13 protein-coding genes and 1 tRNA gene are annotated in these 12784 nt (G+C 60.8%); 6 read left to right on the top strand and 8 right to left on the bottom strand.

Features of this window, described 5'->3' with window-relative positions; all coding sequences use genetic code 11:
• Positions 1–9 precede the first annotated feature (9 nt).
• Positions 10–795: a DUF1499 domain-containing protein gene (locus AC0L2Y_RS32145; RefSeq protein WP_473561996.1), complete on the bottom strand. Its 786-nt coding sequence runs from the start codon at positions 793–795 to the stop codon at positions 10–12.
• Between the two features lie 83 nt (positions 796–878).
• Positions 879–2507: a fatty-acid--CoA ligase gene (locus AC0L2Y_RS32140; protein ID WP_473561995.1), complete on the bottom strand. Its 1629-nt coding sequence runs from the start codon at positions 2505–2507 to the stop codon at positions 879–881.
• Between the two features lie 177 nt (positions 2508–2684).
• Here AC0L2Y_RS32140 and AC0L2Y_RS32135 point away from each other — a divergent pair, with 177 nt between their 5' ends.
• Together AC0L2Y_RS32135 and AC0L2Y_RS32130 are read left to right on the top strand one after the other, a co-directional pair.
• Entirely contained in the window at positions 2685–3071 is a 387-nt protein-coding gene (locus AC0L2Y_RS32135; RefSeq protein WP_352570751.1) for a hypothetical protein, read from the top strand.
• A gap of 140 nt (positions 3072–3211) precedes the next feature.
• Entirely contained in the window at positions 3212–3601 is a 390-nt protein-coding gene (locus AC0L2Y_RS32130; protein ID WP_473561993.1) for a DUF427 domain-containing protein, read from the top strand.
• Here AC0L2Y_RS32130 and AC0L2Y_RS32125 read toward each other — a convergent pair whose 3' ends face one another.
• The 6 genes from AC0L2Y_RS32125 to ppdK form a co-directional block, all read right to left on the bottom strand.
• Positions 3602–4339, bottom strand: coding sequence for a polysaccharide deacetylase family protein (locus AC0L2Y_RS32125; RefSeq protein ID WP_473561992.1), 738 nt, complete (start codon positions 4337–4339; stop codon positions 3602–3604).
• A gap of 140 nt (positions 4340–4479) precedes the next feature.
• Positions 4480–5583, bottom strand: a complete 1104-nt coding sequence (locus AC0L2Y_RS32120; RefSeq protein ID WP_473561990.1) for a glycosyltransferase family 9 protein — start codon at positions 5581–5583, stop codon at positions 4480–4482.
• Between the two features lie 474 nt (positions 5584–6057).
• Entirely contained in the window at positions 6058–6228 is a 171-nt protein-coding gene (locus tag AC0L2Y_RS32115; RefSeq protein WP_473561988.1) for a hypothetical protein, read from the bottom strand.
• Between the two features lie 165 nt (positions 6229–6393).
• Positions 6394–6561: a hypothetical protein gene (locus tag AC0L2Y_RS32110; protein WP_473561986.1), complete on the bottom strand. Its 168-nt coding sequence runs from the start codon at positions 6559–6561 to the stop codon at positions 6394–6396.
• A gap of 503 nt (positions 6562–7064) precedes the next feature.
• Entirely contained in the window at positions 7065–7250 is a 186-nt protein-coding gene (locus AC0L2Y_RS32105) for a hypothetical protein (RefSeq protein ID WP_473561984.1), read from the bottom strand.
• A gap of 39 nt (positions 7251–7289) precedes the next feature.
• Positions 7290–9971: a pyruvate, phosphate dikinase gene (gene ppdK / locus AC0L2Y_RS32100; RefSeq protein ID WP_473561982.1), complete on the bottom strand. Its 2682-nt coding sequence runs from the start codon at positions 9969–9971 to the stop codon at positions 7290–7292.
• A gap of 459 nt (positions 9972–10430) precedes the next feature.
• On the opposite strand from ppdK, the gene AC0L2Y_RS32095 reads away from it, so the two are divergent.
• From AC0L2Y_RS32095 to tnpB, 4 genes are all read left to right on the top strand, one after another.
• Positions 10431–10505, top strand: a tRNA-Gln gene (locus AC0L2Y_RS32095).
• 289 nt (positions 10506–10794) lie between these two features.
• Positions 10795–11163, top strand: coding sequence for a VanZ family protein (locus AC0L2Y_RS32090; protein WP_473561980.1), 369 nt, complete (start codon positions 10795–10797; stop codon positions 11161–11163).
• Positions 11164–11383: 220 nt separating this feature from the next.
• Positions 11384–11737, top strand: a complete 354-nt coding sequence (tnpA, locus tag AC0L2Y_RS32085) for an IS66-like element accessory protein TnpA (protein ID WP_473561979.1) — start codon at positions 11384–11386, stop codon at positions 11735–11737.
• Positions 11734–12156: an IS66 family insertion sequence element accessory protein TnpB gene (gene tnpB, locus AC0L2Y_RS32080; protein WP_473561977.1), complete on the top strand. Its 423-nt coding sequence runs from the start codon at positions 11734–11736 to the stop codon at positions 12154–12156. Before tnpA ends, tnpB begins: the two co-directional genes overlap by 4 nt.
• Positions 12157–12784: the final 628 nt, after the last annotated feature.

Genomic DNA, 12784 nt, shown 5'->3' with positions numbered 1-12784 from the left:
CTTCCGATATCATTCCGCCGGAGCCACGCCCACCTGGCCGGCGACTTCCTGGTCGAGTTCGGCAAGGAAATCGGTGATGCGCGCTGCATTGTCGCCAAGGTCGTGGCGACCGTAACGCGAAGCCGAGCGCATATCGACGATGACCGCATCGCCGTCGTCGCTCACGCGGATGGCGACATCGGCGGGAAGGCCAAGCAGCAAGCTCTTGGCCAGCGCATCGACCGTCACGTCGCTTTCCCCTGCTGCCTCTGGAAACGGCGCCGTGAGCTGCCAGCCGCGCCGATCGAGCACGATTTTGACCGCCTCCAGAACGCGATCGAAAGGCAAGGTGTAGCTGCGTCCGGTAACGAGCGGATAAGCTTCGATTTGCAAGCGCTGCTCGCCGGGTGTCGGGGGCAAAAGCTCGTTCATGTCCTTTGTCCGGGTAGAAATATCGAGCGCCGGCGGGTCGTCGAAATCCGTCGAGATGTCGCGCAGCGGCGGATAGGTCGCCGCCCAATAGGCCGCGACAGCGTAAGGGATGAGCACCAGTAGCGCCAGCAAGGCGCCGGCGGTCAGGTCTTGGCCGCCACGATCACCGAATTTCCACAATCGCGCGAAGGCAAACCCGGCAAACAAAAGCGCAAATGCGGCCAGCAAGGCGACAATGCCAATCACCCATAGGAAAGCTTGGGTCTCGACGAGGTCATAGCGATGGCCGATGAGAGCGGTCAGCAGCAGGACTGCCGAAAACGCGCCGGCGCGCCGCGACCAACCGGCTGCCCTCGACGTTTGTCGCTCGGGAATTCCCGTCATTGTTTTCCGCGCTGCCCCAACCCGAACAAAGGCATAGTGCCTTTCAGCGGCGGCTTGAAGGCGCAAAGACGCCGCATCTCCGGTCAATCCGCCGGCAGGCGATAATCCCGGAACTGCTGGCGCAGGGTAATCTTCTGGATCTTGCCGGCAGCGGTGTGTGGGATTTCGCCGACAAAAGCGACGTCGTCCGGCATCCACCACTTCGCCACCTTGCCTTCCATGAAAGCGAGAATATCCGTCTTGGTCGGCTCCCTGCCCGGCTTGCGCACGACCACCAGCAAAGGCCGCTCGCCCCATTTCGAATGCGGAATGCCGATGGCGGCGGCCTCCGCCACATCGGGATGGCCGACCGCCAGGTTCTCGAGCTCGATGGTCGAGATCCATTCGCCGCCCGACTTGATCACGTCCTTGGCGCGGTCGGTGATCTGCATGTAGCCGCCGGGATCGATGTGCGCGACGTCACCGGTATCGAACCAGCCGTCTTCATCGAACTGTTCGGATCCGATGCCGCCATAATAGGCGCGCGCGACAGCCGGCCCGCGGACCTTGAGCCGGCCGAAAGTCTTGCCGTCCCATGGCAGTTCGTTGCCGGCGTCGTCCGTCACCTTCATTTCGATGCCGAACGGTGTAAAGCCTTGTTTCTGCTGGACACCGAGGCGGGCCTCGCCCTTCAGCCCGGCGTAATCCGGCTTCAGGGTGCACAGCGTGCCGAGCGGCGACATCTCGGTCATGCCCCAGGCGTGGACGACCTGGACATCGTAACTGTCCTGGAACTTCGTCGTGAGCGCGCGTGGACAGGACGAGCCGCCGATGACGACTTTCTGCAGATAGGGCAGTTTCTTGCCGGTCTCTTCCAGATGCTGGAGGAGCATCATCCACACCGTCGGCACAGCGGCGCTGAAGGTCACCTGCTCGGTGTCGAGCAGTTCGTAGAGCGAAGCGCCATCCATCTTGCAGCCGGGCATGACTAGCTTGGCGCCGACCATCGGCGCGCTCTGGCCAAGGCCCCAGGCATTGGCGTGAAACATCGGCACGACCGGCAGTATGGTATCGCGCGACGACATGCCCATGGCGTCGGGCATCGCGGCGATCATGGCGTGCAGCACGTTCGAACGATGGCTGTAGAGGACGCCTTTCGGGTCGCCTGTCGTGCCCGAGGTGTAGCACATACCGGCGGCGGTGTTTTCATCGAATGTCTTCCAGGCGAAGTTGCCGTCGGCTTCAGCAAGCCATTCTTCATAGGCAACAACATTGGGCAGCGCAGTCTCCGGCATGTGCGCGTTGTCGGTCAGCACGATAACCTGCTTCAGCGACTTGACCGCGCCGGCGATCTTTTCGAGCAGCGGCAGGAAGGTCAGGTCGACGAAGATCGCCTTGTCTCCGGCATTGTTCATGATCCAGGTGATCTGCTCTGGAAAGAGCCGCGGGTTCAGCGTGTGATAGATGGCGCCGACACCCATGATGCCGTACCAGGCCTCGATGTGGCGCGCGGTGTTCCAGGCCAGGGTCGCGATGCGGTCGCCAAGCCCGAAACCGTCACGCTCGAGCCGCTCGGCGACCTTGAGGGCACGATCATGGATTTCGGCATATGTGCTGCGCACGATCGGCCCTTCGATCGAACGCGACACGATCTCGCGGCTGCCGTGCTGCCTCTCGGCGTTGTCGATCAGTTTATGGCAAAGCAGCGGCCATTCCTGCATCAGCCCGAGCATCTTGTTCCTCCCGTTATTTTTTTCGCCATTGTGGAGCGAACCGGCGGATTGTCCAGTCAGGACCGGGCTGGAGCGGTGCGTCGAGCCAAATGAGGCCGAATTCGCCACAATCCGGCCATGCTCGGCGTTAACGTTGATTAACGGGCGGGGCGCGATTGGCGAATGAAAGAGGTTCGCATGGACGCGCAGCTCGACGACAAAGCCCTCGAAAATACGCTTGCCGAAAGTCTGGCCGATCTGGTGGCGGCCGATGTCGCGCAGGCCGATCTGGTGCCTGACGCCAAAGCCGTTTCCGAAGATGAATTCGTCGAGGTCGTCGGTGGCGCCCTCGAGGCGGTCGGAGGCACGCTCTTGTTCAAGATGTGCGTCGAGAACGAGGGCGAAAGCCAGCACGTCGCTGCCGCTTGCGTCGGCGACGGCGGCAACCGCCAGTTCCTGCTGCTCACCTTGCCGACCAGCGGTGGTGCGCTGAAGGTCGAGACCACTTCAAAAAGCACCAATCCAGTGGCCGGCATTGCCGCCGCCTATGCCGGGTTGATGGACGCATTCCAGGCCGCCGCCTGATTTTAGGCTGGATACCGGAGGAAAGCGCAAGACTGCCGCCCACGGGCGACGCCCGCCGGTGGGCGGCAGTCTTGCGCAACGTGCTTGCCAGGCACATCTTGGGCCAGACACATCTTGAGGTTGAGGCAAGGAGATCCGACATGGACCAGACCGCAAACCCGGCACCCGGCTTTCAACGCAATCCGGGCAAGATCATCACCATCGAACCTTACAAGGGCACAGTGACGGTGCGCGCCGGCGATGTCGTCATCGCTTCGTCCAGCAAGGTCAAGGTGCTGACCGAAGCGCCCTACCCCCCGGTTTTCTACATTCCGTTCGGCGACATCGACTTCAAACAGCTTGGCAAGACCGAACACTCGACCCATTGCCCCTATAAGGGCGATGCCAGCTATTGGAGCGTGCTGCCCGCCGGCGATGCAGGCAAGGATGTGATGTGGGCCTATGAGCGGCCGTTCGACGAGATGGCCGATATCCGCGACCACGGTGCGTTCTATCCGAACAAGGTGACCATCGAGGCCACCTCCGACTGATCAGTCGGTGGTGCCTTCATCGCCCACGCCGTCGGCATCGTCGAGACGCACGAAGATGAGGCCCTTGGCCTTCAGTGCCAGAAGGCCCTGCACCACGCCTTCGCCGGCCGCATGGGTCGGCTGGTTGATGTGAGCGATGATGACGTCGCCGTCCTTTGCCGCGGCAATGCGCCGGGCGGTCTCTTTTGCGCCGAGCAATGAGCCGCCATCGCCGTTGATCGAGAATCCGGCGATCTTGAAACCAAGCTTGCGTATCATCGCGATTGCCGACGGGCTGTATTCGGCGGTTGCGCCGCGAAACCATTTCGGCGCCGGTTCGCCGGTCACGGCAAGAGCGGCGGCACCCGATTCGACCTCGGCCAGCACGGCCTCCGGGCTGCCGGCACTGCGAATGCCGTAGATCTTTTGCGGCGTGTCGACGGCCGGGACATGGCGGCCTCCATGGTTTTCCAATTCAAACAGTTCGGGATGCGCCCGCATGATCTCGACGGCGGCGGCGTTGTGCTTCAGCCAGATGCCGGTGACGAAAATGGTGGCAGGAATCTTGTTTTCCACCAGCGCCGAGAGAATCCGTGTGTCGGTCCTTCCGCCGCACGCATCGAGCGTCAGCGCGACACGGCCGCCACCCGCCTCGGCCTTGATGTGCAGCGTCGGTGCGACGAGCAACTGGGCGTTGCCAGGAGAAACAGCCCACAGCGATATCGCAATGGCGCAAAAAAACTTTTGGAACGGGCGCATCGATTATTTCCAAGTCGGCCGGATCAAAATTGAAGCGGCGACCCCAAGACCGCCATCAAGGCGGAAATCGGGACGATGCCCCTGCAAAAGCGTCGGCAGCGGCAATTTGACCGCCGGCCCGGCCTTTGGCAAGCGCGAGGTCACAATGCGTGCTCCACGTCCTTAACCTTACGTGAAAGGATCGCGAGCACCGCGTCGACCACCGCTTTGACCTCAAGTCGCCAGACGCAACAAGCCTTGCTCGGATCGGGACGGCGGCACAGGTCCCTGGCTATGCACTCGCAAGGCATGGAGGGCCGCGGCGTGACACTGGCCACGCCGACAGGGCCCCAGACGGCCGGGTCGGTCAGGCCGAACAGGCCGACAATCGGCGTTCCGGCGGCGGCGGCCATGTGCATCGGGCCACTCTCGTTTCCCAGAAACAGGCGTGCCTGGCCGAGGACCGCCAGCAGCGTTGCCAGCGACAGCGCCCCGACCAGGTTGACGACCGGCGAAGCGGCCTTGGCGACGATGCGCTCGGCAGATACCCGTTCATCGGAGCCACCGACAAGGAGGAAGTCCAACCCGGTCTGCCGCGAAATCTCGTCGATCGCCAGCGCAAAACGTTCCGGCTGCCATTGCCGCCCCCTGAAGCTCGCTCCCGTATGAACGGCTATGAAGGCGTTACGCCGAAGATGATGCCGGTCGAGAAGCGCCAATGCCTTGGCGGTCTCCAGCGGCAGCGGCTCAATCTTTGGGACCGGCGCACGCAACTCCACGCCGAGCGCCTCAAGCGGCGAAAGATAGCGGTAGAGATAATGCTGGCCACCAAAGCCAAACCGTTTGGCCGGGACGTTGGCGGGCTGGCGTTCCAGCCAGCGCAACGGTTTTTCGGGAGGATCATACCCGACGCGGGTCTTGGCGTTGACGAGCCTGACGATGATGCGTGAGGTTTTGGAATCGGCCAGGTCGATGGTTAGGTCAAACCGGAACCGGCGCAGAGCGCGCACCATCGCGTAAAGCTCGCGACCACGCTGCACAGGGGTGCCACGCATCCGTACGCGTCGGAACGCCACCACGTCCGACGCGATGCCATGAGCCAACAGGAAACTGGCAAAGTTCACCTCGCAAAGGAACACGATCCTGGCCTTTGGATATTGGAGGCGCAGGTTTCTGGCGAGCGCGGAAGCGAGGACAAGATCGCCGATGAATTTCGTCTGGAGGATGAGAATCGAGCGGACGTGCGTGGGCGGGTTCTGCAACATTTGTTTCTGGCACCGGGGCGGGTTCGAGGGCCGGAAACTGGGCAGAAACGATGTCGGGATTTGGAGCCGATACACGCACGTTCGCGTGAATTCGGTTACAAATCGGTAAGGTAATATGGTGGCGGACTGAAACTCTTATCTGCGGCCGTTCTTTATGGCCTGCAGCGCCGCTCGCGCCGGCCATCGACCAGATTAAGTCGAGGCGGCGATCCAAGACCGACCTCACGGAGCGAAGTTACAGTGCGTGCTCCATTGCCTTAATCGGCCTGAAAGAGCTCACGCAGTGCGCCAACAAACCCGTCGACCTCCAGCAGCGAGCCGCAAGCTTTGTTTGCATCCGCAATGGCACACTTCGTTGGATACGCATACACGAGATGGATCAGACCCGTCTTCACGACAGACTATTGCCACCGGAAGCAGCGCCTCAATTCCCTCGCGTGCCCCCGCAGAGTTCATGCTGCACGACTCACTCGCTTACCGAGAGTTGCCCTGTGGCTTTTCCTGGCTTTGGGATTTCGACCACCAGACAAAATACAGCGAGCCCATCTTCATCACAGGCACGCGGCGGTCGCGTTCCCGGGCTCGCAACTCACGATAGGTCTTCATCTTCAGAGTGCCGCCAGGCAACCTGATACGCACCGCCATCGGTCCAACTCCCGTTGTGCAACGCAGCAATTTTCGTGCAATGCGGTAAGTAGAGACCTTCCGTTACGGAAGAGTCAACAGCGGCATCATCAACTTATTTTGCGAGCTGGCCTGCGAGGCAGGCGCGGGCTTTCCCAGGCGCATGCCAACCGAAAAATTGATGCGTTACCCTGGCGACTGGTCGTCAACCAGGCGCTGGCGGTTCGACCACCAGGTAAAATAAAGCCGGCCGATCTTGACGACGGGAATGCGGCGGGTGCGCTCGCGGTCGCGCAATTCGCGGTACACCTTCAACTTCAGGGTGCCGCCCGGCATTCTGATACGCACTGCCATCGCTTCCGCCGCCCCAAATTGTGCAATGCAGCATCAAAGACCTTCCGGCGCGGAAGAGTCAACGCCCGCCCGCCGACTTTTTCTGGGATTTGTCGAGCGGTCTCGGAAGTTTTGGCACGCACGGCGGTTCCTGATCCTGCACGGAAACGTCATGCCCAGCCGGGATCGTTGGGTGCGGGGGCTATTTCCTGGGCGAGGACTTGTTGGGCGAGGATGGACGATCGGACATCCCGCTCGGCCACCAGATGACGAAGTAATTGCCTACCTGCCAAACCGGCACCTCGCGCTTCTGCTCGCGACGCCGCAGCTCGACCCTTTTCTTGATCTTCAAAGTCCCGCCTGGAAGCCTGATTCTTATTGTCACGTGTCCTCCCCGTACCCCCCAAGGTACGAACGATAGACGGGAACGGTTTCATCCCGGCTAAGCAATTTCATCCAGGTCGAGCAATTCCGGGGCCGGTAAACGCAGGTGCCGGGCCGGCGCGAAATCGCCGGAACCGGCTTCATTTGAAGAAATCCGCAATGCCGTTGATGGCCAGCACGGCATAGACGATCGGTCCGGCGATAAACGCACAATAGAGGCAGAGGATCGCCGCCAGCACCGTGAGCAGCGGCTTGTCGCGGCCGACGGCGCGGAGTTCGGACGTCACCGACCAGCGCGCCGCAGCGGTTTGTTCATCATCAGACATGTGCACCATCCCGAGGCCATTTCACATGGCGGGTCAAAATCATCTAAACGCTCTGACTTTCGCAGCCTGCACTGCCGCCTGCGCAGCAGCCAGCCTGGCGATTGGCACCCGGTAGGGTGAGCACGAGACGTAGTCGAGGCCAACCTTCTCGCAGAAATGGATCGAGGCTGGATCGCCGCCATGCTCGCCGCAAATGCCGAGCTTGATGTCGGGCCGCGTCGCCCTACCCTTCTCGGCCGCCATCCGCACCAGCTCGCCGACACCCTCTATGTCGAGGGACACGAACGGATCCTGCTCGATGATGCCTTTTTGCCGGTAGGTCTCGAGAAACGAGGCCGCGTCGTCGCGCGAGATACCGAACGTGGTCTGGGTCAGATCGTTGGTGCCGAAGGAGAAGAATTCGGCCGCCTCCGCGATAACGTGGGCGCGGATCGCGGCGCGCGGTAGTTCGATCATCGTGCCGGTCAGATAAGCGATTCTGACACCGGTCTCCTCCATCACGCTTTTGGCGACCGAATCGATGCGCGCCTTGACGAAGTCGAGCTCTTTCACCAGCCCGACCAGCGGCACCATGATTTCAGGCACCACCAGCGCGCCGGCCTTCCGGCCGGCCTCGACGGCCGCCTCGAATATCGCGCGCGCCTGCATCTCCGCGATTTCGGGATAGGAGACGGCAAGCCGGCAGCCGCGATGGCCGAGCATCGGATTGAACTCGTGCAGCGCTTCGGTACGCCGCCTGAGCTTGTCCGGCGACACGTTCATGGCAGCGGCGACCTCGGCCACCTCTTCTTCGGTCTTGGGCAGGAATTCGTGCAGCGGCGGATCGAGCAGGCGGATCGTCACCGGCAGCCCGGCCATGATCTCGAACAGTTCAAGGAAATCCGAGCGCTGCATCGGCAACAGCTTGGCCAGCGCCGTTCGCCGGTCCTTTTCCGTGTCGGCCAGGATCATCTCGCGCATGGCAACGATGCGATCGCCGTCGAAGAACATGTGCTCGGTGCGGCAAAGGCCGATGCCTTCGGCGCCGAAGGAGCGCGCCATGCGTGCATCGAGTGGTGTCTCGGCGTTGGTGCGCACCTTCATACGGCGGGCGCCGTCGGCCCACTCCATGATGGCGGCGAAATCGCCCGAGAGTTCGGGCTGCAGCATCGGCACGGCGCCCTTCAGCACCTGGCCGTTGGCGCCATCGATTGTGATGATGTCGCCTTTCCGGAACGTCGCTCCCATCGCCATCAGCGTGCCGGCTTTGTAGTCGACGCGCAGCGAGCCGGCTCCTGATACGCAAGGCTTGCCCATGCCGCGCGCCACAACGGCGGCGTGGCTGGTCATGCCGCCGCGCGTGGTCAGGATGCCTTCGGCCGCATGCATGCCATGTATGTCTTCGGGGCTGGTTTCGATGCGCACCAGGATCGCCTTGCGGCCTTGTTTCTTGGCTTCCTCGGCGTCATTAGAGGAAAAGACGATCTCGCCGGTGGCAGCGCCTGGCGATGCCGGCAGGCCGACGCCGATGACGTCGCGCGCCGCCTTCGGATCAATCGTCGGGTGCAGCAACTGGTCGAGCGAGGCCGGATCAATGCGGGCGACGGCCTCCTCCTTCGAAATCAGTCCATCCCTGGCCATATCGACGGCAATCTTCAGTGCCGCCTTGGCTGTGCGTTTGCCGGACCTGGTCTGCAGCATCCACAATTTGCCGCGCTCGATGGTGAATTCGAGATCCTGCATATCGCGGTAGTGCTTTTCCAGGCGATCTGAGATGCTGACGAAAGCCTGGAAGGCGTCAGGCATCAGCTTCTGCAGCGACGGCTTGTCGGAGCCGGCGGCAATGCGCGCCGCCTCGGTGATGTTCTGCGGCGTACGGATGCCGGCAACGACATCCTCGCCCTGGGCGTTGACCAGGAACTCGCCATAAAGCTGCTTTTCGCCGGTCGACGGATTGCGGGTGAAGGCAACGCCGGTGGCCGAGGTGTCGCCCATATTGCCGAAGACCATGGCCTGGACATTGACTGCCGTGCCCCAGCTTTCGGGAATGTCGTGCAAGCGCCGATAGGTGATTGCGCGGTTGTTCATCCAGCTGGAAAACACCGCGCCGATGGCGCCCCAGAGCTGCGAGTGCGGATCCTGCGGAAACGGTTTACAAAGCTCCTCCTCGACCTTGGCCTTGTAGAGCGCGATCACGCCTTGCCATTCGACGGCGGTCAGCTCGGTGTCGAGATCGCGGCCGAGGCCGCCCTTCTGGTCTTCGAGGATCTCCTCGAACACCTCATGGTCGAGGCCCATGACGACATCGGAATACATCTGGATGAAACGGCGATAGCTGTCATAGGCAAAGCGCGGATCGCCTGAATCGGCGGCCAAGGCTTCGACCGTCTCGTCGTTCAGGCCGAGATTGAGCACGGTGTCCATCATGCCGGGCATGGAAGCGCGGGCACCGGAGCGCACCGACACCAAAAGGAGTTTCGACGGATCGCCGAAACGGCGCCCGGTCAGCCGGCCGATATGGTCGAGGGCGACCGCAACGTCCGCCTCCAGCGAGGCCGGATAGGTGTGGCCGTTGGCGTAATAGGCGTTGCAGACTTCGGTGGTGATGGTGAAGCCCGGCGGCACCGGCAGGCCCAGGCTGCACATTTCGGCAAGGTTGGCGCCCTTGCCGCCGAGCAGATTGCGGTCGCCGGCACGGCCTTCCGCGGCGCCGTCGCCAAAGGTGTAGACCCATTTGGTCATGCTTGGTCTCCGGTTTGCAGGAGATGGAATACTGGCAAATCGAGCGATATGATGGTGCAATGCGAAAGGCAAGGCATCGACCAAGCCGGCCGCCCTCTACAATCGATTAAGCGAAAGCCCTGCCGAAATGAGCGGTTTCTCGGACGCTTGCTAACGCCCATGACGAGAACAAAGGGGCAGGGCCAAGCGGAAAGCTCGATTATGCCACGACGTGCGGAACGCCGGGCAGCGTGAAGGTCTTCCACGACGTCGGCTTGTCGCAGTATTCACCGATTGCGGGCCGACCATTTCACCCTTTAGCGAAGTGCCAGGCCGCGTCTTTAGGCGGTGTCCCGGAGAGTCCCCCTTCATGTTCCGGCGGCGCACAGTGACAATCTGGATCGCTTTGGTATCTTCGCCGTTGAGCTTTCCCTCAGCTCGTCTTATAAGCCCGCGCGCTGGGTACACCTTCCCGGCTGATGGGGCGTCGCCAAGTGGTAAGGCATCGGTTTTTGGTACCGACATTCCCAGGTTCGAATCCTGGCGCCCCAGCCAAGGGCAACTCGGTCCGCTCCTACTTACTCCTAATGCACGTGTCCATTGGGGTCCTCCAGTCCATAGCGGCACGACAATTTACGCGGGAAAGATAGACCCCGTTAGACTATCGCAAGTTTTTATTGACGAATGGGGCGGCTCAATATGTAGTTCAGTTGATTTGGACAAATCAGATGCGATCGTGACGGAGAAGCGGTAGCCTCGCCTCGCGCCATGCGGGAGCCGGTGTCGATCTCGGAGGAGCCTTGGGTGGCAACGCCCGGCCCGCAAAAAACATCATAGGAGCAGAATGAGATTACACTCCATTGCCGAAAGATCAGCCTTTTTCGTTACGCTGGTTGCCGTTCTCGTGCTTGCACTTCTGCCAGTTTTCCGTGTCAACCAGCTCGGCTTCGGTATAGGCTTCCACTATGACAAGCTTAATCACAGTGTCGCTTTCGCGGCGCTGATGCTTGTTGGCAGCCTGGGTTGGCCGGAACGCAAAGTGAGTTTGATGGTCTTCCTCGCTCTGGTTGGTGCTGCGATTGAAATCCTTCAGGGTACGACCTTAATAGGGCGAGATCTCGATAAATTTGATTGGGCAGCTGATTGTGTCGGCATCTGGTGCGCGCTGGCAGCCATCAGCTGTGCAAATTCGCTTGTTCGACGAGCGGCTTGAGAGAAAGGCCTACCCGTCTTCATCGGGCCGGAGTTGCTCGACGACCGTCACGCGCTCGTCTCTTTCGACAGGCGCTTGACACGTCGTCCCTCGGATTCTGATTGAACCACACTTCAGTTTCCGTGGCACGCCTCCGGCGAAGGCCCCCTTGCGAGAAGATGGCACGGTAGCGAGGCTGCGCTCTTAAGGTCGTCCTTACGAGCGAAGTTAGCAGCACAGCATGAGCCATGTGACGTTATTGACCGGGCCGGAGCGGCGGCGCCGTTGGAGTGAAGCGGATCAGTGCCGGATACTGGCCGCGGCATTCGCGCCCGGGGCCACGGTGGCGGCGGTGGCGCGTCAGTACGATGTCGCGACCAGCCTGATCTACAAGTGGCGCCGCACGGTGAGAGTCCGCGAGACGGGCTTTGCCGAGGTTGTCGTGGCTCCCGATGAGCCTGTCGCCGTTTCGGTGCCGGCGGCATCCCCAGCGGTGATCGAGCTGGAGGTCGCCGGCAAGGTACGGCTGCGGATTCCGCTGACCACGCCGCCAACACTGGCGGCGGCGATGGTGAAGGCGCTGGGCGTTTCATGATCCCGGTCCCGAGCCAGGTGCGGATCTGGTTGGCGGTCGGCCGGACCGATATGCGTCGCGGGATGCAAGGCCTCGCTCTGCAGGTTCAGGAGACGCTGGGCCGGGACCCGCATGCCGGCGATATTTATGTCTTCCGCGGCCGCAGCGGCAATCTGATCAAGATTATCTGGCATGATGGGCTCGGCATGTCGCTGTGTGCAAAACGGCTCGAGAAGGGCCGGTTCCTATGGCCGTCGCCGGCGGATGGCACGGTTTCCATATCACCGGCGCAGCTCGCCTACATGCTCGACGGGATCGATTGGCGCGATGCGTACTTTCCGTGCCGCATTCTGAGTGCAGACACGTTGGTCGCGGACTGGCACCTGCGGCGTCTGTCCACAACAAATTGGTCTCGCCGGCAGAGAGCGCAATCCGGCTGACATCTTTAGCTTAATGTCGGCTAAATTGACCGGAACTAAAATTCATCTTATGTATAAAAGCAGTTTTTCTGCCGCAGCTTGGCATTTTTCCATATTGGTTTGAGACTTAACAATAAAAAAAAACTTCGGATTTGTCGCTACTCTTTAGATATACCAGCATATACAACGCCTCTCCATTGACAATTGACGCAATTGACGCAATTGACGCAATTGACGCAATTGACGTGACGCAATTGACGCAAACTAATATTTAGTAACATTCAATTCTATTTTTAGTGATAAGTATAATGTTTTTTGTATTGTTACCAAAAATAGAACATCGAAGAAATAAAATCTAAGACTATCTCGAAACAACACGCGCCATATCTGAAATTAACTTTGTTTTACCCGCATAGTGTCGACCGTTCGGTCGTATAGTTTTCGCCGCAATGCGACAATCCTGCCGCCGATCAATCATTCTATCAGCGCGTGCCGGTATGTGATTTGGCGCTAATATACACCTTCTAGTAGGCAGACATCCGCGGGGCGCTATCGAATCAAAAGAGGGATTATGGATGACCACTCTGCATTACACGTCAGGCGGATCAGGCACGGAAATTGCACAAGCCGGATTTAACCTGGCTGACGT

The organism is Mesorhizobium sp. WSM4830 (assembly GCF_055811495.1).
Note: the sequence above shows the minus strand (reverse complement) of the source record. Positions and strands in the feature narration are given on the sequence as shown.

Coding starts and splice junctions, on each gene's coding strand:
- AC0L2Y_RS32115 (WP_473561988.1), bottom strand. CDS start 6,228: ATGGCGGTGCGTATCAGGTTGCCTGGCGGCACTCTGAAGATGAAGACC.
- AC0L2Y_RS32130 (WP_473561993.1), top strand. CDS start 3,212: ATGGACCAGACCGCAAACCCGGCACCCGGCTTTCAACGCAATCCGGGC.
- AC0L2Y_RS32090 (WP_473561980.1), top strand. CDS start 10,795: ATGAGATTACACTCCATTGCCGAAAGATCAGCCTTTTTCGTTACGCTG.
- AC0L2Y_RS32125 (WP_473561992.1), bottom strand. CDS start 4,339: ATGCGCCCGTTCCAAAAGTTTTTTTGCGCCATTGCGATATCGCTGTGG.
- tnpB (WP_473561977.1), top strand. CDS start 11,734: ATGATCCCGGTCCCGAGCCAGGTGCGGATCTGGTTGGCGGTCGGCCGG.
- AC0L2Y_RS32145 (WP_473561996.1), bottom strand. CDS start 795: ATGACGGGAATTCCCGAGCGACAAACGTCGAGGGCAGCCGGTTGGTCG.
- AC0L2Y_RS32120 (WP_473561990.1), bottom strand. CDS start 5,583: ATGTTGCAGAACCCGCCCACGCACGTCCGCTCGATTCTCATCCTCCAG.
- AC0L2Y_RS32135 (WP_352570751.1), top strand. CDS start 2,685: ATGGACGCGCAGCTCGACGACAAAGCCCTCGAAAATACGCTTGCCGAA.
- tnpA (WP_473561979.1), top strand. CDS start 11,384: ATGAGCCATGTGACGTTATTGACCGGGCCGGAGCGGCGGCGCCGTTGG.
- ppdK (WP_473561982.1), bottom strand. CDS start 9,971: ATGACCAAATGGGTCTACACCTTTGGCGACGGCGCCGCGGAAGGCCGT.
- AC0L2Y_RS32140 (WP_473561995.1), bottom strand. CDS start 2,507: ATGCTCGGGCTGATGCAGGAATGGCCGCTGCTTTGCCATAAACTGATC.
- AC0L2Y_RS32105 (WP_473561984.1), bottom strand. CDS start 7,250: ATGTCTGATGATGAACAAACCGCTGCGGCGCGCTGGTCGGTGACGTCC.
- AC0L2Y_RS32110 (WP_473561986.1), bottom strand. CDS start 6,561: ATGGCAGTGCGTATCAGAATGCCGGGCGGCACCCTGAAGTTGAAGGTG.